Source organism: Methylocaldum sp. GT1TLB (assembly GCF_051027445.1).
GTDB lineage: Bacteria > Pseudomonadota > Gammaproteobacteria > Methylococcales > Methylococcaceae > Methylocaldum.
On the sequence record NZ_CP194898.1, the window covers coordinates 3,348,694 to 3,370,651 of the forward strand.

21 protein-coding genes and 1 riboswitch are annotated in these 21,958 nt (G+C 59.8%); of the genes, 13 read left to right on the top strand and 8 right to left on the bottom strand.

Annotated elements, in window-relative coordinates; translation table 11 throughout:
- Positions 1-14: 14 nt before the first annotated feature.
- Positions 15-563, bottom strand: a complete 549-nt coding sequence (gene ppa, locus ACR2R1_RS14555; RefSeq protein WP_077728186.1) for an inorganic diphosphatase — start codon at positions 561-563, stop codon at positions 15-17.
- A gap of 166 nt (positions 564-729) precedes the next feature.
- Between ppa and ACR2R1_RS14560 the strand changes: the two genes are divergently transcribed.
- The 4 genes from ACR2R1_RS14560 to metF all read left to right on the top strand — a co-directional run bounded on the left by ACR2R1_RS14560 (position 730) and on the right by metF (position 5,076).
- Positions 730-1,215, top strand: coding sequence for a hypothetical protein (locus ACR2R1_RS14560; RefSeq protein ID WP_139841090.1), 486 nt, complete (start codon positions 730-732; stop codon positions 1,213-1,215).
- A 118-nt stretch (positions 1,216-1,333) separates the two neighbouring features.
- A complete protein-coding gene (gene metK, locus ACR2R1_RS14565) occupies positions 1,334-2,503 on the top strand; it encodes a methionine adenosyltransferase (protein ID WP_086134422.1) in 1,170 nt (389 codons plus the stop codon).
- Positions 2,504-2,538: 35 nt separating this feature from the next.
- Positions 2,539-2,615: riboswitch (S-adenosyl-L-homocysteine riboswitch) on the top strand.
- Positions 2,616-2,686: 71 nt separating this feature from the next.
- Positions 2,687-4,105, top strand: coding sequence for an adenosylhomocysteinase (ahcY, locus tag ACR2R1_RS14570; RefSeq protein WP_077728189.1), 1,419 nt, complete (start codon positions 2,687-2,689; stop codon positions 4,103-4,105).
- A gap of 113 nt (positions 4,106-4,218) precedes the next feature.
- On the top strand, positions 4,219-5,076 hold the full coding sequence (gene metF / locus ACR2R1_RS14575) for a methylenetetrahydrofolate reductase [NAD(P)H] (RefSeq protein ID WP_077728190.1): 858 nt from the start codon (positions 4,219-4,221) through the stop codon (positions 5,074-5,076).
- Between the two features lie 3 nt (positions 5,077-5,079).
- Here the strand turns inward: metF and ACR2R1_RS14580 are convergent, their stop codons facing one another.
- A complete protein-coding gene (locus tag ACR2R1_RS14580) occupies positions 5,080-5,622 on the bottom strand; it encodes a Uma2 family endonuclease (protein WP_077728191.1) in 543 nt (180 codons plus the stop codon).
- Positions 5,623-5,697: 75 nt separating this feature from the next.
- Here ACR2R1_RS14580 and ACR2R1_RS14585 point away from each other — a divergent pair, with 75 nt between their 5' ends.
- Entirely contained in the window at positions 5,698-7,044 is a 1,347-nt protein-coding gene (locus ACR2R1_RS14585) for an adenosylmethionine--8-amino-7-oxononanoate transaminase (RefSeq protein ID WP_434110669.1), read from the top strand.
- A gap of 2 nt (positions 7,045-7,046) precedes the next feature.
- Positions 7,047-7,775 (top strand): 16S rRNA (uracil(1498)-N(3))-methyltransferase, encoded by a 729-nt coding sequence (locus ACR2R1_RS14590; protein ID WP_434110672.1) that lies wholly within the window; start codon positions 7,047-7,049, stop codon positions 7,773-7,775.
- Between the two features lie 143 nt (positions 7,776-7,918).
- On the opposite strand, the gene norR (ACR2R1_RS14595) is transcribed toward ACR2R1_RS14590, so the two are convergent.
- Positions 7,919-9,469 carry a nitric oxide reductase transcriptional regulator NorR gene (gene norR / locus ACR2R1_RS14595; RefSeq protein ID WP_077728194.1) on the bottom strand — a complete coding sequence of 517 codons (1,551 nt, stop codon included), beginning with the start codon at positions 9,467-9,469 and terminating at the stop codon, positions 7,919-7,921.
- A gap of 506 nt (positions 9,470-9,975) precedes the next feature.
- On the opposite strand from norR (ACR2R1_RS14595), the gene ACR2R1_RS14600 reads away from it, so the two are divergent.
- Both ACR2R1_RS14600 and ACR2R1_RS14605 read left to right on the top strand, forming a co-directional pair.
- Entirely contained in the window at positions 9,976-11,550 is a 1,575-nt protein-coding gene (locus ACR2R1_RS14600; protein WP_156879939.1) for an efflux transporter outer membrane subunit, read from the top strand.
- Positions 11,551-11,900: 350 nt separating this feature from the next.
- On the top strand, positions 11,901-12,296 hold the full coding sequence (locus ACR2R1_RS14605) for a hypothetical protein (protein WP_077728196.1): 396 nt from the start codon (positions 11,901-11,903) through the stop codon (positions 12,294-12,296).
- On the opposite strand, the gene norR (ACR2R1_RS14610) is transcribed toward ACR2R1_RS14605, so the two are convergent.
- On the bottom strand, positions 12,282-13,847 hold the full coding sequence (norR, locus tag ACR2R1_RS14610) for a nitric oxide reductase transcriptional regulator NorR (protein WP_347257685.1): 1,566 nt from the start codon (positions 13,845-13,847) through the stop codon (positions 12,282-12,284). The two genes, ACR2R1_RS14605 and norR (ACR2R1_RS14610), sit on opposite strands and share 15 nt — an antisense overlap.
- Before the next feature lie 146 nt (positions 13,848-13,993).
- On the opposite strand from norR (ACR2R1_RS14610), the gene ACR2R1_RS14615 reads away from it, so the two are divergent.
- Both ACR2R1_RS14615 and ACR2R1_RS14620 read left to right on the top strand, forming a co-directional pair.
- The gene (locus tag ACR2R1_RS14615) at positions 13,994-14,671 is read left to right on the top strand and encodes a hemerythrin domain-containing protein (protein WP_434110678.1); all 678 of its coding nucleotides are present in this window, start codon (positions 13,994-13,996) and stop codon (positions 14,669-14,671) included.
- Positions 14,664-16,952 carry a nitric-oxide reductase large subunit gene (locus tag ACR2R1_RS14620; RefSeq protein WP_434110680.1) on the top strand — a complete coding sequence of 763 codons (2,289 nt, stop codon included), beginning with the start codon at positions 14,664-14,666 and terminating at the stop codon, positions 16,950-16,952. Before ACR2R1_RS14615 ends, ACR2R1_RS14620 begins: the two co-directional genes overlap by 8 nt.
- Positions 16,953-17,122: 170 nt before the next feature.
- Here the strand turns inward: ACR2R1_RS14620 and ACR2R1_RS14625 are convergent, their stop codons facing one another.
- Together ACR2R1_RS14625 and djlA are read right to left on the bottom strand one after the other, a co-directional pair.
- Positions 17,123-17,605 carry a YajQ family cyclic di-GMP-binding protein gene (locus ACR2R1_RS14625; RefSeq protein WP_347257687.1) on the bottom strand — a complete coding sequence of 161 codons (483 nt, stop codon included), beginning with the start codon at positions 17,603-17,605 and terminating at the stop codon, positions 17,123-17,125.
- A gap of 42 nt (positions 17,606-17,647) precedes the next feature.
- On the bottom strand, positions 17,648-18,475 hold the full coding sequence (djlA, locus tag ACR2R1_RS14630; protein WP_347257688.1) for a co-chaperone DjlA: 828 nt from the start codon (positions 18,473-18,475) through the stop codon (positions 17,648-17,650).
- Positions 18,476-18,640: 165 nt separating this feature from the next.
- On the opposite strand from djlA, the gene ACR2R1_RS14635 reads away from it, so the two are divergent.
- Positions 18,641-19,534: a phosphoribosylaminoimidazolesuccinocarboxamide synthase gene (locus tag ACR2R1_RS14635; protein WP_434114246.1), complete on the top strand. Its 894-nt coding sequence runs from the start codon at positions 18,641-18,643 to the stop codon at positions 19,532-19,534.
- A 77-nt stretch (positions 19,535-19,611) separates the two neighbouring features.
- Positions 19,612-20,325, top strand: coding sequence for a DUF2490 domain-containing protein (locus ACR2R1_RS14640; RefSeq protein ID WP_077728201.1), 714 nt, complete (start codon positions 19,612-19,614; stop codon positions 20,323-20,325).
- A 22-nt stretch (positions 20,326-20,347) separates the two neighbouring features.
- Here ACR2R1_RS14640 and ACR2R1_RS14645 read toward each other — a convergent pair whose 3' ends face one another.
- A complete protein-coding gene (locus ACR2R1_RS14645; RefSeq protein WP_077728202.1) occupies positions 20,348-20,845 on the bottom strand; it encodes a flavin reductase family protein in 498 nt (165 codons plus the stop codon).
- A 71-nt stretch (positions 20,846-20,916) separates the two neighbouring features.
- Between ACR2R1_RS14645 and moaC the strand changes: the two genes are divergently transcribed.
- Positions 20,917-21,399: a cyclic pyranopterin monophosphate synthase MoaC gene (moaC, locus tag ACR2R1_RS14650; protein ID WP_077728203.1), complete on the top strand. Its 483-nt coding sequence runs from the start codon at positions 20,917-20,919 to the stop codon at positions 21,397-21,399.
- 69 nt (positions 21,400-21,468) lie between these two features.
- Here moaC and ACR2R1_RS14655 read toward each other — a convergent pair whose 3' ends face one another.
- Positions 21,469-21,957: a dihydrofolate reductase gene (locus tag ACR2R1_RS14655; RefSeq protein ID WP_077728204.1), complete on the bottom strand. Its 489-nt coding sequence runs from the start codon at positions 21,955-21,957 to the stop codon at positions 21,469-21,471.
- Between the last annotated feature and the right edge of the window lies 1 nt (position 21,958).

Consider the following 21,958-nt stretch of genomic DNA (forward strand, 5'->3'; position numbering starts at 1 on the left):
CGGTCGGAGACTGATCAGAAATTCGGCTTTTTCTTGGCCGAGTTGTAACGTTCGATGCTGCTGGTGATTTCCTGCTTCGCTTCCTCGCCGTCGTACCAGCCGTCGATCTTGACCCATTTGCCGGGTTCCAGGTCCTTATAGTGCTCGAAGAAGTGTGCGATTTGGGCGAGCAGACTGTCGGGAATGTCGCGGAAGGAGTTGACCTTGCTGTAAAGCGGGGTCAATTTGTCGTGGGGAACCGCGATAATCTTGCAGTCGCCGCCGGCTTCGTCGGTCATTTTCAATAGACCGATCGGCCGGCAGCGAACCACCGATCCGCTCAATAGTTTCCAGGGAGCGACCACCAGCACGTCCACGGGGTCGCCGTCTTCCGACAAAGTGTGCGGAACGTAACCGTAATTGCAGGGATATTGCATCGCCGTGCCCATGAAGCGGTCGACGAAAAGCGCTCCGGTTTCTTTATCGATCTCATACTTCACCGGATCGCTGTACGCCGGGATTTCGATGACCACGTTGATGTCGTTCGGAACGCTCTTGCCGGAACTGACTTTCATCAAAGACATGGGGTCGGATACTCCTTTAGCTGAGGTAAAACTGCGGGATTATAGCAATGTTTGCTGGTCGGCCGGTTGGTAAGGAACTGTGGACGATATGATGCGACATTCCCGGCAAGATCAGCCATCAAATAGGCTATTTCCTGGATGATGTCTAATTTTTGGGCATAAAACCGTGAACCCTTTGCTTTTTAAGGCTCACCCTTTACTGTATCTTTCAGTCGATCTCGTACTCCGCCCGTCCGCGTACTCGGTCGACGATTTTTCCAGGCTGGTCCTGATTTACCTCATCATCAATCTTCCGTGGATGGCGGCATTGCGGTTCGCGGTGCGACGAACGGTCGGAATCCGCCTGACGCTCCCCCGCGCTTACGGCCTCGCCTTGCCGTCCGCCGTGGTTTACGCACCGCTGATGCTCACGGTGTCGAGCGACATACTGGCGCATGCATTTCGCCTGGAAGAACGGTATATCCTGATTTTTGTAATCGCGGTGGCATCACAGATGCTCGGTGCTCTTTACGGCTTTGGCGTCCGCTTCGATCGGACTGGACGACCGATCGGCATTCGCGCCGGCCTCGTCGTCTCCTTGTTTCTTCTGTTAGCATCGATTCCGTTTAGCTTTCTGCTGCTCGGGCTGAATGCGGTTTTCCGGGTGATTTGAGACTGCGCCGGATGCCCATTGACTTTTGCCGCAAAAATTTGGTCGGTCTATCCCATTACCCTATAATGGCGGGCTTTTAAGCCCGCTCGTAATCACCGTTTTTAAGGAAGGTCATACTGTGAGCAACAACTTTATCTTTACTTCCGAATCCGTTTCCGAAGGCCATCCGGACAAGATCGCCGATCAAGTCTCCGATGCCGTTCTGGACGAAATGCTGAGACAAGACCCGAGGGCCAGAGTGGCCGTCGAAACCTTGGTCAAGACCGGAATGGTGATTTTGGCGGGCGAAGTTACCACATCGGCCTGGGTGGATACCGAGACGCTGGTACGCCAGGTCGTGCGCGAAATCGGCTACGACGATCCGTCGATCGGGTTCGACTGGGAAAGCTGCGCGGTGCTCACGGCCATCGGTAAACAGTCGCCCGACATCGCCATGGGCGTCGACGAATCCGACGACCACGAACAAGGAGCCGGCGATCAGGGCCTGATGTTCGGTTACGCGTCCAACGAGACCGATGTGTTGATGCCGGCTCCCATCACTTACGCCCACCGGCTGGTGCAGCGCCAGGCGGAAGTGAGAAAAAAGAAATTTCTGCCCTGGCTGCGTCCTGACGCCAAGAGCCAGGTGACCTTCCGCTACGAGGACAACAAGCCGGTCGCCATCGATGCCGTGGTTCTGTCCACCCAACACTCACCGGATATCGATCCGAAAATCCTGCGTGAGGCGGTGATGGACGAAATTATCCTCCACGTCCTTCCGAAAGAATGGCTGCACAAGGACACCAAGTACTTCATCAACCCCACCGGCAAGTTCGTCATCGGCGGTCCGGTCGGCGACTGCGGACTGACCGGCCGCAAGATCATCGTCGATTCCTACGGCGGCATGGCACGGCACGGCGGCGGCGCATTCAGCGGCAAGGACCCGTCCAAGGTGGACCGCTCGGCGGCGTACATGGGCCGCTACGTGGCCAAGAACATCGTCGCCGCAGGTTTGGCCGAACGCTGCGAAATTCAGGTGTCCTATGCCATCGGGGTGGCCGAGCCGACCTCCATCAGCGTCAATACTTTCGGCACGGGGGTCATCGCCGAGGAACGCCTGGTGCAGCTGGTGCGCGAGTATTTCGATCTGCGGCCGAAGGGGCTGATCCGCATGCTGGATCTTCTGCAGCCGATTTATCGCCCCACGGCCGCTTACGGACATTTCGGCCGCACCGAGGACACGTTTACCTGGGAGAAGACCGACAAGGCCGAGGCACTGCGCGAAGCGGCCGGCTTATCCGCTCTGTAATGTTTTACCCGGCCGCCGGGTGAGGCGGTGTTGTGCGGGCTGAGGAGCGCTGCGACGGGACATCCGCCAGGCTCGGTCGGCGCAACTGTTATGTCAACGGCGCTCGGTTCATCTCCGCTGGTCGGGACACCTGACCAGTGTTTGTGGCCGGTGGAGAAATTCACGCAATGAGGAGCATGAAACATGAACGCTGTCGCAAATCCTGATTCATCCAACGACTATCGCGTCGCCGATATTTCCCTGGCCGACTGGGGCCGCAAGGAAATCGCCATCGCCGAAACCGAAATGCCGGGCCTGATGGCGGTGCGCGAGGAGTATCGCGCACTGCAACCGCTCAAGGGCGCCCGCGTCGCCGGCAGTCTGCACATGACCATTCAGACCGCCGTATTGATCGAGACCCTGGTGGCTCTGGGCGCGGAAGTGCGCTGGGCGTCCTGCAATATCTTCTCCACCCAGGACCACGCCGCTGCGGGCATCGCCGCCGCCGGCATCCCGGTGTTCGCCTACAAGGGCGAATCCCTGGAAGAATACTGGGAATTCACTCACCGCATCTTCGAGTGGCACGACGGCGGCACGCCGAACATGATTCTCGACGACGGCGGTGACGCGACCCTGCTGATCACGCTGGGTTCTCGCGCCGAAAAGAACCCCTCGCTCCTGGACAAGCCGACGTGCGAAGAGGAAGAGGTACTGTTCGCCGCCATCAAGAAGCGTCTGGCTTCCCAGCCGGGCTGGTATTCGAAAGTGCTCGCCAACATCAAGGGCGTGACCGAGGAAACCACCACCGGCGTACACCGCCTGTACCTGATGGAGCAGGAAGGCCGCTTGCCGTTCCCGGCGATCAACGTCAATGATTCGGTGACCAAGTCCAAGTTCGACAATTTGTACGGCTGCCGCGAATCGCTGGTGGACGGCATCAAGCGCGCCACCGACGTGATGATTGCGGGCAAGATCTGCGTGGTCCTCGGCTACGGCGACGTGGGCAAGGGCTGCGCCCAAGCGTTCCGTGGCCTCGGCGCCACCGTATGGGTCACCGAAATCGATCCGATCTGCGCCTTGCAGGCGGCGATGGAAGGCTACCGCGTGGTCACCATGGACGACGCGTGCGACAAGGGCGACATCTTCGTCACCGCCACCGGCAACGTTGGCGTCATCAGCCATGATCACATGGCAAAGATGAAGAACAACGCCATCGTCTGCAACATCGGCCATTTCGACTCGGAAATCGAGGTCGCGAGTCTCAGGAAGTACACCTGGGAAAACATCAAGCCGCAGGTCGACCACGTCATCTTTCCGGACGGCAAGCGCATCATCCTGCTGGCCGAAGGGCGCTTGGTGAACCTCGGCTGCGCCACGGGTCATCCGAGCTTCGTCATGTCGAACTCGTTCACCAACCAGACCTTGGCCCAGATCGAGCTGTTCTGCCATGGCAACAAGTACCAGAACAAGGTTTATGTGCTGCCGAAACATCTGGACGAGCACGTGGCGCGCCTGCATCTCAAGAAGATCGGCGCACAGCTCACGCAGTTGACGCCGGAACAGGCGGCGTACATCGGCGTACCGGTGGACGGTCCGTACAAACCGGATCATTACCGGTATTGATCCTGCGAGGCAGCAAATAGGGTAGAAAACCGTTTGCCCTACGCTTACCGTTCTGACCACGAAGAAATCCTGCCTTGTGCAGGATTTCTTCTATCTGAGATACGATGACTCCCATGGAATCGCAAAAAAAATATCCGAGAATCTTCAGCCTGGAATTCTTCCCGCCGAAGAATCATGAAGCGGAAGACGCTTTCCGCACGAACCTGGCGAAACTGGCCGCGCTCAAGCCGAAATTCTGTTCTGTGACGTTCGGCGCGGGCGGGACGACGCGGGAGAAGACCTTCGAGACGGTGGTCGAAATCCAGCGGAATACCGGCATCGAGGCGGCTCCTCATATCTCGTGCATCGCGTCCACCAAGACTAGCGTGCGGGAGGTTCTGGAAGCCTATAAAAATCAGGGCATCCGGCATATCGTCGCGCTGCGCGGGGACATGCCCTCCGGCATGCTGTCACCGGGAGAATTCCGTTACGCCAACGAACTGGTGGAATTCATCCGTCGGGAAACAGGCGATCACTTCCACATCGAAGTGGCGGCCTACCCGGAAATGCATCCCCAGGCGGCCAGCATGGAGGCCGATTTGCGCAACTTCAAGCGCAAGGTCGAGGCCGGCGCCGACAGCGCCATTACCCAGTATTTTTACAATCCCGAAGCCTATTTCCGCTTCGTCGACGACTGCGAAAAAATGGGCATCGACATTCCCATCGTGCCCGGCATCATGCCGATCTCCAATTACACGCAACTGGCCCGGTTTTCCGACGCCTGCGGAGCGGATATCCCGCGTTGGATACGGAAACGGCTCGAGGTGTTCGGCGATGACCGCAAATCGATCCGCGCCTTCGGGCTGGAAGTGGTGACCGACCTGTGCCGACGGCTGTTGGAGCAGGGCGCGCCAGGACTGCATTTCTACACGCTGAATCGTGCCGAGGCGGTGTTGGGGATTTGGAGGAATATGGGGATTGCGGCGGATTGAGCCTCACGCCCACAAATCCGCCAGCGAGAAGGTGATAGCGTCGAAGGGCGGAACCTTGACCGGATCGTCGTCCTTGAGTGTTGCGATGAGCAACCAGCCTTCCTCGCGCAACGCGAAGGCTTCCAGGGTATGTACCAGAGGGTCGACCAGCCAGGCGTAGGAAACCCCGTAACGGGCGTACAATGGCAGCTTTCGGGCACGGTCCTTCTGCTCGGTCGAGGGCGAAAGAATTTCGCACACCCAGTCCGGTACCACTTCGAAACGGTGGTCTTCGGGCAGCGTCGGCATCCGTTCCCGCCGCCAGCCGGCGAGATCGGGCACGGCGACTTCGGTGTCACGAACGAAGTGGACTTCCGGTTCCACCAGGATCCACCACCCGCCGGGGTCGCCGTAGCGGAATGGCCCACCGATTTTGCTCTGCAGACCGGACTCCGCCGCGGCGTGGCGCCCGGCGGGGCGGGGCTGGGTATACAGCTCGCCGTCGAGCACTTCGCCCACCAGGTTTTCCGGCAGCGCGAGCAAGCGTTCGTAAGGATTCGGAGTCATCAGAGTATGAGGCCGGCTCACGACTGTATCTCCTATGCGATCAACGCCATTTTCACTTGATTCCTGTATTCGACCATGAACAACCACGACTGGTCCAGCCGCGACCTCGCCGTCCTCTGGCACCCCTGCACTCAGATGAAGGACCACGAAGCCCTGCCGCCGATACCGATCAAGCGCGGGCAGGGGGTGTGGCTGGAAGACTTCGCAGGCAACCGTTATCTCGACGCCATCAGCTCCTGGTGGGTGAATCTGTTCGGCCACGGCCACCCTTACATCAAGGCCGCGCTCAAGGATCAACTCGAAACGCTGGAACACGTAATCTTGGCCGGATTCACGCACGAACCGGCGGTCCGGCTGGCCGAACGGCTGATCGGCCTTGCGCCGAAAGGACTATCCCGCTGTTTCTATGCCGACAACGGCTCGTCCGCGGTCGAGGTGGCGCTCAAAATGAGCTTCCATTTCTGGCGGAATGCCGGAAAACCGGAGAAGACCCGCTTCATCGCCTTGAGCAACAGCTATCATGGCGAGACCCTTGGCGCCTTGGCCGTCGGCGACGTGGCGCTTTACAAGAAAATTTACGAGCCGCTCTTGCTGAAACCCATCACCGTCGAGAGTCCCGACTGTCATTACCGGGAGCCGGGCGAAACCTGGGCGGATTATTCCCGGCGGAAATTCGCCGAGATGGAACGGACACTCGCGGCTCACGCGGCGGAGGCCTGCGCGGTCATCGTCGAGCCCCTGGTTCAATGCGCGGGCGGCATGCGCATGTACGACCCCGTTTATCTGAAGCTCTTGCGGGAGTCCTGCGACCGCCACGGCGTGCACCTGATCGCCGACGAGATCGCCGTCGGCTTCGGACGTACCGGCACTTTCTTCGCCTGCGAGCAGGCGGATATCCGGCCGGATTTCATGTGTCTGTCTAAAGGGCTGACGGGCGGGTACCTGCCGCTGTCCTGCGTGCTGACCACCGAGGCGGTCTACGCCGCCTTTTACGATGAATATGCCAGGCTCAAGGCATTCCTGCATTCGCACAGCTATACCGGAAACGCTCTCGCTTGCCGAGCAGCGCTGGCGACGCTGGATCTGTTCGAGCGGGAAAACACTTTGGTGGCCAACAAACGGCTGGCACAGGCCATGGCCGAATCCGCGGCGTTCGAGGATCATCCGCACGTCGCCGAAGTCCGCCAGACCGGGATGATTCTGGCCATCGAACTGGTCAGGAACAAGGCCGATCGCGAACCTTACCCCTGGCAGGAACGGCGCGGGCTTCGCGTGTATCGTCACGGGCTGACGAGGGGCGTGTTGTTGCGTCCTCTGGGCAACGTCATCTATTTCATGCCGCCATACGTCATCACCCCCGACCAAATCCGTTTCATGGCGGATGTCGCGGGCGAAGCCATCGATATCGCAACGAAAGATTAGCTATGCGTGTTTCCAGGCTTTATCTTCAGAAAACGCTCGAAGAAGGCGCGGTCCTTCGGCTGGACGAGGAAAGCGCCCACTATCTCCGCACCGTGCTTCGGCTCAAAAAAGGGGCCGACTTGACCGTGTTCAACGGCGACGGGCGCGAATATTCGGCTCGGGTTTCGGCTATAGGACGCGATGAGGTTCACGTGGAAATCGGCGACGGGCGAAACCGCGAAGTCGAATCGCCGCTCACCACTCACCTCGGCCTCGGCATCTCGCGCGGCGAACGCATGGATCTCGCCATCCAGAAAGCGGTGGAGCTCGGAGTGAGCCGAATTACGCCCTTGTTCACCGAACATTGCGTGGTTCGCCTCGACGATACGCGACGCGGAAACCGGCGCCAGCACTGGCAGAGAGTGACGCGCAGCGCCTGCGAGCAATGCGGCCGGAACCGCGTACCCGAGGTCGAGGAACCGATCGAGCTTAAGGATTGGGTTGTCGGACTCGAAGGCTTGCGGCTATTTTTCGACCCGCAAGGCGCGGTCGGCCTGAAGGACCTGCCGCGGCCGGAAGGTTTTGTAAGCATCCTTTCAGGGCCCGAAGGCGGCTTCGCCGAGAAGGAGCGGGTGCTGGCCCGGGAAGCGGGGTTCGTCCCGGTTCGGCTGGGGCCACGTATCCTCCGGACGGAAACCGCCGTGCTCGCCGCACTGTCGGCGATACAAGCGATTTGGGGCGATTTAGGCTGATGCGGTCGCGCGAGCACATCGTCCTAGAAACGGCAGTTGACCGCTTAGAAGGAATAGAAAAGCCGTATGAATTGTGACCGTCCTACCTGCTACCGATCTCACCGTTTGGGTGAAGCCGCTACGCACCCGATTGCACGGCTGGCCTACTTGATTCCCAGTCGCCTCGCCAGGCGGTACAGATTGCTGCGGTCGAGTCCCAGCCGCCGCGCAGCTTCCGACCAGTTTTGAGAGGAGCGGTCCAAAGCGGCGCGTATCTCCTGCCGCTGAAGGTCCGCTACTGCTTCCGCCAGAGACCGCGACGTGCCGCTGGCCGACTCGACCTCTGGCACTCGCTTTGGCGCCGACATGCCCCCAATCGCGAGATCTTCGACCTGGAGCATCACCGAACTCCCCCGGCTGGAAGCGCGCAACGCTGCCCGGAGGATCACATGCTCGAGTTCCCGTATGTTTCCCGGCCAGCTATAGCGTGTCAGGGCCTCGACGGCCGAAGACGCCAACTGCACCCGATCAAGGCCCAGGCGCACCCGTGCCTGATCCAGAAAATGCCCCGCCAGCAACGGTATGTCCTCGATCCGCTCCCGGAGCGGAGGTACATGCAAGGGATAGATGCTCAGCCGATGGTAAAGATCGGCTCGGAATCGGCCGGCTTTCACTTCCTCCGCCAAATGACGATTGGTCGCCGCGATGATGCGGACATCGGCCCGATGATTCTTGTCCGATCCCAGGCGCTGAATCTCTCCGAACTGCAATACCCGTAGCAGCTTCGCCTGAATCGAGAGCGGCAGTTCACCGATTTCATCCAGGAACAAGGTACCGCCGTCCGCGAGTTCGAATTTGCCGGATCGGTCGGCGTTCGCGCCGCTAAAAGCACCGCGCACGTGTCCGAACAGTTCGCTTTCCGCCAGAGTCTCCGGAAGCGCAGCACAATTGACATGGACCAGAGGCTGGTCGGCGCGCCGCGAACGCGCGTGGAGAGTGCGGGCCACCACCTCCTTGCCGACACCGGTTTCCCCCGTCAGAAGAACCGTCAGATCGGACCGTGCGACGATATCGATCTCTCGGTTCAGGTCCCGCATGACCGGGCTTTCGCCCAGCATTCGACCACCGCGCAGCAAGGCTTCCCGCACCAGTTCCCGGCTGACCAGCCCGCGATGATTCGCCAAGGCTTCCAGCGCGTTGATGAAGGTTTCGTAGCGCATCGCCACGGCGGCTATCGAGGCGAAAATCTCGAATACCCGGTCTTCGATCCCGTCGAAGGCGCCGGGCGCCAGGGAGTCGACCGTTAATACACCGAATAAGTCATCTTCGGAATACAGGGCGCACCCAACGCAGGAGTGGACCTGCAATCGCCCTCCGGAATCATTGAGCAGCAGCCCGTCGTAAGGGTCCGGCCGCGAATCGTCGGCCGGAAAGCGGACCGGCTTCCGGGAAGCGAGAGCAGCGGCCAGGCGTGGCTGCTCTTCGGGCCGGAACTGCCGGCCCATGACTTCGGCGTTAAGTCCTTGGGAGGCGGTAGGCACCAGGACATCGCCCTGACAGCGCAACAAGGCACAGGCATCGTTCCCAACCACCCGGCTCAACGCGGCGAGGAGCCGGGTATATCTCTCTCTCGACGGCAGGCACGCGGTCAAATCCAGGACAGTGTCGAGCAGAGCGTTCTGCGAATCGCCAAACGTATCGAGTAAAAATGACATCGTTCTTAATCAAATCATTTTGTGTGGCGAAATGACAACGATGAGTCGGTCAGTCTTTCTCGTACGATTTGTTTGTAGCTCAGTAACTTATCTGATGACTGACGAGTGCATGTAGTCAAAATGACTGTATCTGACAATTTTGCTCAGAATTGCGTTTGAAAGTTTCTCATTTAGTTCAGTTAGTTACAAATTGGCACTGATCCTGCCACTGTCTAGCCGACAGGACCGGCCGAAACGGTGCCTAGGGTTCGCCGCCTGCAGCCTAATGCCTGGCGTTCCCGAGAAGCCCCCCGTCATCCGGAATGCTTCACCATCGGCAGCAACCCGTGTGAATCCGTCAGGTACTCACGGCCGGTCTCGTCCAATCGGTCATCGCCGACTTTTCCGAATGCGTGTCGAACGACCCTGCGCAAACGCCAGCTTCAGGTGACCAATGAACAGGCCCGGTGCCGCGAGCAATTTCGGCAAACCGGGGCGCCGATAAAAGTTTACTGCGAGGACAGTGGATGCTAGTGATTTTCTCAGGGCGCCTGCATAGCTGGCGCTTCAACTTGTCCACTCCCGCGTTTGCTAGAGGTCGAAGCCTTTGGGCCGGGCTCGCCGTCGGATGCGTACTCCTTGCCGCAGGGTGTGCCTGGATTCCGCCCGGCGGAAAGCGCGCGGAGTTCATGCCCGCCCCCGACATGGCGCATGGATTATCCGAAGCCCGCGAGAAGGAGCCCCTGACGCCGAGGAGAGCATGGCCCGAAGACCGATGGTGGCGGCAGTTCGATAGTCCCGAACTGAATCGTCTCATGGCGGTGGCACTCAAGGACAATCCCGGCCTCAAGGCAGCGGCGGCGAGGCTGCGCCAGGCGCAGGCCATGGCCCGAGTGGAAGGCGCGAGACTTTTGCCTTTCCTGGACGCGGACGTGGAGTTCGCCAACGAACGGATTTCGGAGAACGGCGTATTCGCCGCGCTCAATCGCGAAGAGGCGGCAGGCGCGAACGTCATTTTCGCCAGCATCAACCCCGTAAGTCTCCGCTACGAATTCGATTTCTGGGGAAAGAATCGAGCGGCGCTGGAAGCGGCGCTGGGCGAGGCGGAAGCGACCGCGGCCGAACAGGCGGAAGTCCGTCTGCAGTTGACGACCGCCATCGCCCGAGCCTACTTCCGCGGAGCGGCGCTCAAGCGGCAGCTCGATCTGGCCCGGGAAATGGTGGAGCTGCGTCATGAGCTGCTCGAGCTCGCCGATACCCGCTTCGAAAGCGGCCTCACGTCTGCCAGCTCGGTGAAGCGGGCGAACATCGCCCTGGAAACGGCCCAAAAACGAGAAGCCGGTACCGAGGATCAATTGGACGTGCAGCGGAATCTACTGGCCCGGCTGATGGGTACCAGCCCGGACGAAACCCGCCAACTGTTCGCCAATCCGGTGACCATCCCGGAAAGAATTCCGCTGCCCACCCGGCTTCCCATAGGCCTGCTCGCGCATCGGCCGGACCTGGCTGCCGCCCTCCATCGGACCGAGGCGGCGGCGCACAGGATCAAAGAGGCCAAGGCGCGCTTTCTGCCCACGGTCGATCTCACCGCTTTCGTCGGCGTGAATGCCCTGAGGCTCACCACCAAAGGGGCGAGCTCCCTGGCCAACGTTCTGTTCTCGGGTTCGAGTTTCGCTTACGGGATCGCGCCGGGGCTCAGGCTGCCCTGGTTCGAGGGCGGACGCCTGCGTGGCGAGCTGTCGGCGCAGCGGGCAGAGTACGACGGAGCGGTCGAGCTCTACAACGACACCTTGGTGCAGGCGATACAAGAGGTCGCAGACAGCCTGAGCAGCTGGCGCGAGACGCGCAACATATTGGAGGCGCACCTGCGTCTCCTGGTTTCACAGCGGGAAGATCTCGACCTCGCGCAGACGCGCCTCCAAGCCGGACTGGACGACCGCCGCACGGTACTCCAGAGCCGGCACGCGGTTCTGAATCAGGAATATGTGCTGAAGAGCCTGGAGACCAACCAACTCGTGGCCATGACCGATCTGATCGAAGCCCTGGGCGGGGGATATACGAACAACGCCGACATCACGCGCCCCCAATCGATCGCCGACTGAGAGCGCGCCGGCAGAAACGAGAACCAAGCGCCGACGCTGTCCTGTTGAGCAACGCAACAAGCAGAGGCAATCACCATGGCCGATCTGGTACCGAAAAATGATTCGTTAGAGGCGAACCGTGCCGCGCCCAGGCTCTCCGCTACGGAGCAACCGTCTCCGGAACGGCTCGGCCGAGCCGCGCCGAATCGGGACGGCAACCTGCAATCGAGTGATGTATGGCTATCACGGACTCCTCTAATGCTATCCCCCAATAAAACCGTCAACCGTTTGGCAATCTCCGCGAGCCATCGTCGCTCGGAGATGCGCGCCGGGAATGCTGACGGAAGCATCTCGATCCACCCGAGGTAAGCATGGGAAAAGAAATTCAGATCAGAAGTCTGATCACCCTGGTTCTGTTGGTCATCGCGTTTCAGGGCGATGCTGTTTTTGCCTTCCTATTGGAAGGACTTCATCTTTTCGTGGAGGTCGTGGAGCTCGCGTCCGAACACCTGCTGGAAACACACTTCGGGCTATCTACCCGAAGCGCGCAAATGGTCACCGCCTGGTTTGGCCTGGTGGTTTTTCTGGGTCTATCGCCCTTCATCGTCAGAAAGATCACGGCGATCCTCGGCGGGATTGTCGCGGCTGCCAAGGCGTGGTGGCTGAAAGAACTCGTCACCGCGCGGCAGTGGGCCGACAAGGTTCGCCCGAGGTATTGGGTGATCGCCGGCGCCATTCTGCTCGCGACGTTCTCATTTTTCTCTTAGCCCCGTTCGTACGTCGTCCGGCTTTAAACCTAGCCGCCTCGCGAGCTTGTGCAGATTGCTCGGGTCCACGTCCAGCTGGCGCGCGGCCTTGGCCCAGTTTCCGCCGCACAAGCGAAGCGCGTGCTGTATGCAGCGGCGTTGGCTTTCCTCAACCGCCGTACGCAGCGTGAAAACCACCGCCGGTTCGTGAACCGAAGCCGTGGAGTCCACATCGGGACCAGGTTCGAACTGATCGAGGTCGAGATCGAGCAAATCGACGGGCAGGGTGACGATATCGTTTCGATCGACGCCACGACTCATGATCTTCAAGGCGGCACGGCTGATCGCATGCTCCAGTTCGCGCACATTGCCCGGCCAGCGATATTGCCTGAGAGCAGTTTCCGCTTCCGGAGCGAGCCGCAGACTGCGCAAGCCCAGCCGTGCGCGATTGAGTTCGATAAAGCGGCCCGCCAATAGCAGCACGTCGTTGTCGCGCTCGCGCAGGGGCGGTATGTGCACCGGATAAACCGAGAGACGGTGATAAAGGTCCGCCCTGAAAGCCCCGTCACGTACTTGGTCGCGCAGCTTGCGATTGGTCGCGGCGATCACCCGCACGTTCACATGCCGTGGTTGATCCTCGCCGAGGCGCTGAACCTCTCCGTTCTGCAGCGTGCGCAAGAGCTTTGCCTGAACCGCGAGCGGCAATTCGCCCACCTCGTCGAGAAACAGCGTGCCGTTCTCGGCGGCCTCGAAGCGACCCGGACGCTCGACCGCCGCCCCCGAGAACGCTCCCTTGGCATGGCCGAACAGCTCGCTCTCGGCCAGCGATTCGGGCAAGGCCGCGCAATTGACGTGGACCAGCGGCTGAGCGCGACGGCGCGACAGGCGGTGCAGCCTACGCGCGAACAATTCCTTGCCTACGCCGGTCTCGCCCAACAACAGCACCGGGAGTTCGGAATCGGCCACGACATCGAGCTCCCGCAACAATTGAGTGATGGCCTGGCTCTGACCGACGATCTCGCCGTCGTCTTCCAACGGCGATGCCGAGAAGGGTTCCTTATCGTGAGCGAGGCGCAACGCACGGATTTCCGCTTCCAATCGGGTCACCCGTATCGAAGCCTCGATCAACGCCGTGTATTGGCGCAGACAGTCCCGCGCGGCATCGTCGAACACGCCGACTTCCAGGGCGTCCAGCGTGACCGCGCCCCACGGCTGATCTTCCACGTACAAACTGATGCCCATGCAGTCATGCACCGGGAGAGGCTCGCCGACATGCGTCTCGATGAGGCCGTCGTACGGATCGGGCAGCGTGCTGTCGTGATCGAAGCACGTGAGCTCGCGACGCGAAAGAATGGCGGCGAGGCGCGGATGCTCGCTCATCGCAAAGCGCCTGCCCAAGGCATCGCGTACCAAGCCGTCGACGGCGACCGGACGCAAATGCGCTTCTTCCAAACGCAGCAGGGCAACCGCCCCGCAACGAAACTGTGTCCGCAAGGCGCTTACCAGTCTTTGCAAGCGCATAGCCTGCGGCAAGTCGGCCGCCAGGTCGGCGACCAGCATGCTCTCAATCATGGTGTTATTTACCGTATATGGTAGTAACAACCATAACACGCTATGGTTAAAAATACCTTCAGTTATTTAAGTTACGGATTTTATTATTGAGATTGTGTGGCCTACGGCTTGCTAAGGGAAGATTGGAATTCTCAATGGAGCCGATCATGAACACACTCGACCAACCTCCGGGCAGTCTCGCCGGAACAACGCAGATCTTTCAACAATACGCACCGAAATTCCGTCGCCCCGACGGACAGAGTCTCCGCGAAGCGGCCCGAGCCAAAGGGCGGCGAGCACAGGAGATCGATAACAAGCTCGAAAGCCTTGAGGAGCAGCAGACTTCCGAGACGACCGATTGGAAGAATGCGTCCCCGGCGGAACTCATCACGCATCTCCTCGATCGTTTTCACCAACGGCATCGCCGACAACTGCCGGAGTTGATCCACTTGGCGCGCCGGATCGAGCAGACGCACGGCGAGCATCCCTCATGCCCGCGTGGACTGGCCGATCACCTCAGTGTGTTGGAACAGGCGCTGGAAAGTCACATACAGACGGAGGAGCAGGTGTTGTTCCCTCTTTTGGCTCGCGGTGAAGGGGCCTTCGCGCGCACGCTGATTCTGGTCATGCGCATGGAGCATGACCATTACGGCGAAGCACTCAAACGCCTCAACGGCCTCACCGATGGCTTCACCCCGCCGCCCGGCGCCTGCAATACCTGGCGTGCGCTGTATCTGGGACTGGCTGCGCTGTGCGTAGACCTGATGGAAAACATCTATCTCGAGAACAACGTCCTTTTCGAAACCGCCACACCAGTCCATAAAACGGAGGCCTCTCATGGGTAATTACCGCAAGCTCTGGTTTACGCTGATCGGCGTACTGGCCGTGACCTTCACCGTGCTCGGTTATTACGGCACCGAAGTCTATCGCAGCGCGCCGCCGATTCCGCAGCGCGTCATCACGCACGAAGGTCGGACGCTTTACACCCAGAACCGCATTCTCGACGGACAGACCGCCTGGCAGTCCGTGGGCGGCATGCAGCTGGGCTCGATCTGGGGGCATGGCGCTTATCAGGCGCCGGACTGGACCGCCGACTGGCTGCACCGCGAACTGTCGAACTGGCTGGAGCTGGCCGCACAAGCGGAATACGGCATGAACTTCGACGCCCTTGATGGGGAACGCCAGGCGATACTGACGGCGCGCCTGAAGAATGAATACCGGCACAATACCTTCGATGAAGCGACCGGCACCGCGACTGTCTCGGCGCAGCGAGCCGAAGCGATCGCACGGACTGCCGCTTATTACGACCGGCTGTTCGGCGATGCGCCCGAGCTACGGAGCACCCGCGAAAGCTATGCCATGAAAGAGGCCACGCTGCCGAGCGCCGAACGGCGTGGCGACCTCTCGGCCTTTTTCTTCTGGACCGCATGGGCCGCCGCAACCGAGCGCCCCGGTTCCAGCGCCACCTATACCAACAACTGGCCGCACGAACCGCTGATCGGCAACCGGCCCACCGGCGAGAACATCGTGTGGTCGATCGCCAGCGTTGCCTTCATGATGGCCGGCGTCGGCTTCCTGATCTGGGGCTGGGCGTTCCTGCGGAAGCACGATGAAAGCGACCCGAAAGCCCCGGCGCGCGATCCCCTGTCCCTGATCGCGCTCACGCCCTCGCAACGGGCCTTGGGGAAATATCTGTTCCTGGTGGTCGCGCTGTTCTCTTTCCAGGTCCTCTTGGGCGGTCTCACCGCGCATTACACGGTGGAAGGGCAAGAGTTCTACGGCCTCGATATTTCGAGATGGCTGCCTTATTCATTGGCGCGCACCTGGCATATCCAGAGCGCCTTGTTCTGGATCGCCACGGGCTTTCTGGCGGCCGGCCTGTTTCTCGCGCCGCTCATCAACGGCGGAAAGGACCCGGCCTATCAGAAGACCGGCGTCGATATCCTGTTCTGGGCGCTGGTCATCGTGGTGCTCGGTTCTTTCATCGGCAACTATCTGGCGATCGCGCAGGTGATGCCGAAAGAGCTCAACTTCTGGCTCGGCCATCAAGGGTTCGAGTACGTGGATCTCGGCCGGCTGTGGCAGATCGGCAAGTTTGTCGGCGTCGCCTTCTGGCTGGTGCTGATGCTGCGCGGCATCGTGCCGGCATTCAAACGGGCGGGCGACAAAAACCTGCTGGCCCTGTTCACCGCCTCGGTCGTGGCCATCGGCCTCTTTTACAGCGCCGGCTTTTTCTACGGCGAGCGCACGCACCTGTCGGTGATGGAGTACTGGCGCTGGTGGGTGGTGCATCTTTGGGTCGAAGGTTTCTTCGAAGTGTTCGCCACCACGGCGCTGGCCTTCGTCTTCTCCACGCTGGGCCTCGTTTCCGTGCGCATGGCGACGACCGCCAGCCTGGCCTCGGCCTCGCTGTTCATGCTCGGCGGCGTGCCCGGCACGTTTCATCACCTCTATTTCTCCGGCACGACCACGCCGATCATGGCCGTGGGCGCGAGTTTCAGCGCGCTCGAAGTGGTTCCGCTGGTGGTGCTCGGTTACGAGGCCTGGGAGAACTGGCGTCTCAAGGATCGCGCGACGTGGATGACGAACCTGAAATGGCCGCTGATGTGTTTCATCGCCGTCGCCTTCTGGAACATGCTGGGCGCGGGCGTATTCGGCTTCATGATCAATCCGCCGATTTCGCTCTACTATGTGCAAGGGCTCAACACCACGCCGGTGCACGCCCATGCCGCACTGTTCGGCGTGTACGGCTTCCTCGCGCTGGGCTTCACGCTGCTGGTGCTGCGCTATGTCCGTCCGGAATTGGTGTTCAGCGAGCGGCTGATGAAGACGGGCTTCTGGTGGCTCAATGCAGGGCTGGTGCTGATGATAGCCACCAGTCTCTTACCTATCGGACTGTTCCAGTTCCATGCCAGCGTCAGCCAGGGCCTGTGGTATGCGCGCAGCGAAGCCTTTCTGCAGCAACCCGTCCTCGAGACGCTGCGCTGGGTGCGCACGTTTGGCGATGTCGTCTTCATCGTCGGCGCGTTGTCGATCGCCTGGCAGGTCGTCAGCGGCTTGTTGCAGCGATCGAGTCAGCTATCGCTGCAGGATGAAGAGCCCGCGTTCGCAACGGAACGAAGCTGATCCCAAAAGGATTGCCGAAAGCCGCCTGCCGACGAAGCGCGTCGGCAGGCGGCCTTGCCGGTCGGTAACAACCGCAGATTCACTCGCACACATCAGAATTGGGCACGACCGCGCCTGGCATACAAGCGCTGAATGCTGCGGGAGCGGTCCCCGTGCCACGCCGAAACCGGTCAATCCCGGAAATTGACGTACTGCAATGGCAATTCCAGCTTGGCCTCGCGCAGCAGTGCGATGACATCTTGCAGATCGTCTCTTTTCTTGCCCGTCACTCGGACCTGTTCGCCCTGAATCGCGGCCTGCACTTTCAGTTTGCTGTCCTTGATCAGCTTGACGATAGTCTTGGCCAGCGTCGAATCGATCCCCTGGCGCAAGGTTACGGTCTGACGCGCCTCCCTGCCGGAAACCTGAGGCGGATCGATCTTGAGACAGGCGATATCGACCCCGCGCTTGGCCAGCTTGGTGTGCAGGATGTCCAGCATCTGCTGAAGCTGGAATTCGTTCTGCGCGTGCAGGGTCACGACGGCTTCCGCGAGATCGTAACGGGCGTCGGAACCCTTGAAATCGAAGCGTGTGCCGACTTCGCGGTTGGCCTGGTCGACCGCATTGCTCACTTCGTGCAGATTGACTTCCGATACGATGTCGAAAGATGGCATGACGTGTCCTCTCAGAACGTGTTTGAAAAGTGCCGCGAGCGCTCAGAACTTGCGTGCCTTGGCGATAACGTCATAAGCGCTCCTGATTTGCTGGGTTTTTTCGGTGGCTAGTTTGACCATTTCCTCGGGCAAGCCGTTGGCGACCAATTTGTCGGGATGGTGCTGGCTCATCAGCCTCCGGTAAGCACGCCTGATTTCTTGGTCGCTGGCCGACGGGGTGATGCCCAGAACGGCATAGGCATCGGCGGCCGACGGTCGGCGCGCGCCCGCGGCTCGTTCTCGGCGCCACTGAGAGTACTGGCTCCCCGTGCGGGCAAAGCGCAGTTCCGCTTCCATGCGGGCCTTGACGGCATGAAACTCGAAGCGGGAAAACTGAAGCCGGTCGCAGATTCGGAGCAGCAGCTGTTCCTCCGCTGAATGAAGGACGCCATCGGCATAGGCCGCCTCCAGTTGGAACTCGATGAACAGACGCAGCAGCGAAGACCGGCGGCGACATTCGCTTCGAAATTGATCCAAAGTGTCATCCAGCGGGAAATCGGAGCGCTTACCTTCGTTAAACAGCCGGATGGCCGTTTTGCGCATGTCCTCCGAAAGCTCCATCCGATCCATGATGGCCCGAGCGGATTTGATTTCCGCTTCCGACACCCGTCCGTCGGCTTTGGCGATGTGCCCCATCACCGAAAAGGTGACGGTGAAAAAGGCCATCTGCACGCGATTTTGTGTACCGGGAACGAAATCCGTTTGCAGCAGACCGACATTGCCCATGACCCGGTCGAACTGGTGCCCCAAGGCAGCGCCCAGAATAGCGAATAACGGTCCACCCATGAACAAACCGAACGTCCCGCCGACGACCTTGCCGAGCCAAGTCATGATTGAAAGGGTCTTTTATTCTTGCAGTGAAAGCCACAAAGTTACATGATTGACGGTTATTCATAAAGCCCACAACGTTGGCGCAGTCCGTGCTTGACGGCCTGCGGAGACGCCGATTGGGTCTTAACCATAGTCCGTTTCAACCACTGTTGCCGAAGAGGAATGATGAACGCCCCGGACACCCTATACGAAAGCTCGCTGAAAAGCTTGAGCCTCCGCGGCCGCGGCAAAGTCCGCGACATTTATGACATCGACGACGATCACATGTTGATCGTCACGACCGACCGCCTGTCCGCGTTCGATTGCATTCTGCCCGATCCCATTCCCGGAAAAGGCCGGGTACTCACCTCGGTTTCCAATTTCTGGTTTGGAAGGCTTAAGCATATCGTCCCCAACCATTTGTCCGGCCTGACGCTGGATTGGGTCATTTCCGATCCCGCCGAACGCGCCCAGGTCGAAGGGCGGGGAATCGTCGTCAAGAAACTCAAGCCCCTTCCGGTGGAAGCCGTCGTACGCGGTTATCTGATCGGCTCGGGCTGGAAGGATTATCAAAAAACCGGAGCGGTTTGCGGCATCGCGCTACCGCCCGGATTGCGGCTTGCGGAGAAACTGCCTGAGGCCATTTTCACACCGTCTACCAAGGCGGAATTCGGCAGCCACGACGAAAATATCAGTTTCCAGAAAACCGTCGAATTGCTCGGAAAAGATCTGGCGGAACAAGTCAAACGCATCAGCCTTAAGCTTTACACGGAAGCGGCGGCCTACGCCCTCGACCGGGGCATCATCATTGCCGACACCAAATTCGAATTCGGTTTGGATAATGCCGGCCAGCTCTATCTTATCGACGAGGCCCTGACCCCGGATTCGTCCCGTTTCTGGCCGGTGGATCAGTACCGGGTCGGCATCAGCCCGCCCAGCTTCGACAAACAATTCGTACGGGATTATTTGGAAACTCTGTCCTGGAACAAACAGCCTCCCGCTCCTCATTTGCCGCCTGAAGTGATTACCAAAACGGCCGAAAAATATCGGGATGCGGAGGAACGTCTGACCAAGCCGTAGGTCGTCGCGAAAACGGGTTGACGCAGATAGTGTTGACCCGATAATACCCGACTTGCTTTCAAGAGACAGGGTAGACGATGAAATACCGATCGAATCAGCGCCTCCGCTGGCTGTTGCCGGCAATTTTTTTGTCCGGGCCGCACGTTACCTCAGCCGAATCGCTCGAAGATTTCCAAACCTGGGGCAATGTCACCGCCGTCGGCGGCTTCGGGTTTATTGATCCGAAGTTCAAAAGCTTCCGCTATTGGCTGGAAGGCCAGGGGCGTTTCGGCGAGGATACTTCCCGCTTGTCACAAAGCATGGTGAGGCCCGCGCTGGGTTACGCGCTCAACGACAATGCAAGCGTGTGGCTGGGCTATGCCTGGATTTTCACCGATCGGCCGTTTACCGGGCGGCGCTTCGACGAAAATCGTATCTGGCAGCAATTCCTGTGGACACAGCCTACTTCATTCGGCACTTTCACCAGCCGATCCCGGCTAGAGCAGCGCTTCGCCGAAACCGGCAGCGATGTCGGCTGGCGCTTCCGGCAATTCGTAAAACTTTCGGTCCCGCTCGACTTCGCACCGGACTTCAGCCTGGTGGGCTGGGAAGAGGTGTTTGTCAGAATCAACAAAGCCGACTGGAGCGGGGACGATGGGCTTGATCAGAACCGGCTCTTCGTAGGATTGGGCTACAACTTCAATAAAGAAATCAGGACCGAAATCGGCTACATGAATCAATATATCCGGAGAGCCGAGGCTCCCGACCGAATCAGCCATGTATTGTCGGTCAGCCTCTTTTTGAATTACTGATGTCCGGGCGCGCGGCGTCATTTCAGGAAAAACGATCCGGAAAAATCGCCGCCGCGCCATCCATATCGCCGGTCTCCCGGTACGTCAGGGGTGCTGCATCCGGCTTCAGCAAAGCTCCATCAATTACCCGGCCAAGCGCCAGCACATGATCTCCGGCCGGGCATCCTCCGGTTAACTCGCACTCGAACCAGGCTAGGGCATCCATCAATAGCGGCGTACCGTCGCGCCCTTTGCGCCAGGCCACCGAAGCGAGTTTATCGATGCTGGCCGGACTTCCGAAATGTCTCGCCACATCCATCTGCTCCCGGCTCAGCACGTTCACAGAAAACGATTTCCCTTGCTTGAGCAGTTCATAGGAGGAATGACGGGGATTGATGCTCAACGCCAAAAGCAAAGGGTCGAAGGATACGGGCATGACCCAGGCCGCCGTAAAAGCGTTGTAGCGGTCATCGGCGGCGACACCGATCACGTAGACACCACAAGTGATTCGTCTGAATAAATCCGCTATGGCTTGGCTCATGATTCTCTCTTTGCCCCCGTGGCTTATCGCGGCTCTATAATAGCGTCATCTTGGCTTTAGACTACCGCAGCATGAGCAAGCTCACTCATTTCAACGAATCGGGCGCCGCCCATATGGTCGACGTCGGCGGCAAGCCGGCCACGCAACGGGTGGCGATCGCCGAAGGTTATATCGAGATGCGTTCCGAAACCCTGGCGTTGATCCTGCAAGGCGGCCACAAGAAAGGCGATGTGCTGGGGATCGCTCGTATCGCCGGCATCATGGCCAGCAAGAAGACCTCGGAGCTGATCCCGCTATGCCATCCGATCGCGATCACAAGTGTGGACGTGATCCTCGAACCGGAGCCGGAACGCCACCGTGTGCGCTGCGAAGCCACGGTCAAAACCGTCGGGCAAACCGGAGTCGAAATGGAAGCGCTGACCGCGGTGCAAGTGGCGCTCCTCACCATCTACGACATGTGCAAGGCGGTGGATCGCGGAATGACGATTCAGTCGGTTCGCCTGCTCGAGAAAGCGGGCGGAAAATCCGGGCACTGGCAGCGAGAAAAAGGCTAGGCGCGAGCCGAGAACTCTTTCTGCGAAAATGCAGGAAGAGAACTCGATCAAACGCCCTCGTCGCTCGGATTACGGTGCTTTCCTTTCGAGCACCAAGAAACTGTAGCTCAGGCCGCTGTCCGGATCGTCCGTCACGTCGAGGCGCTCAATTTCAGACCATTCCTTCCATTCGAATTCCGGAAAGAAGGTATCTCCCACGAACTCGCGGTGAATGAGCGTGAGATAAAGCCGATCCGCCTTCGGCAATAATGTCTCATACAAAGATGAACCGCCGATGACCATGACTTCGTCGGCGTCCGCCTCGCCGAGTGCATCCCTCAGCGTATGCACCACCACACAGCCCGGTGCGACGTACGCCCGATCGGAAGTAAGCACGATATTTTTCCGGCCCGGTAGCGGCCGACCGATGGACTCGTGAGTCCGGCGACCCATGACCAAAGGCTTTCCCATGGTGATCTGTTTGAAACGCTTGAGGTCCGCGGACAAATGCCAGGGCATCCGGTTATCCACGCCGATCACCCGGTTTTCGCCCATGGCGACGATAAGAGAAATTTTCATC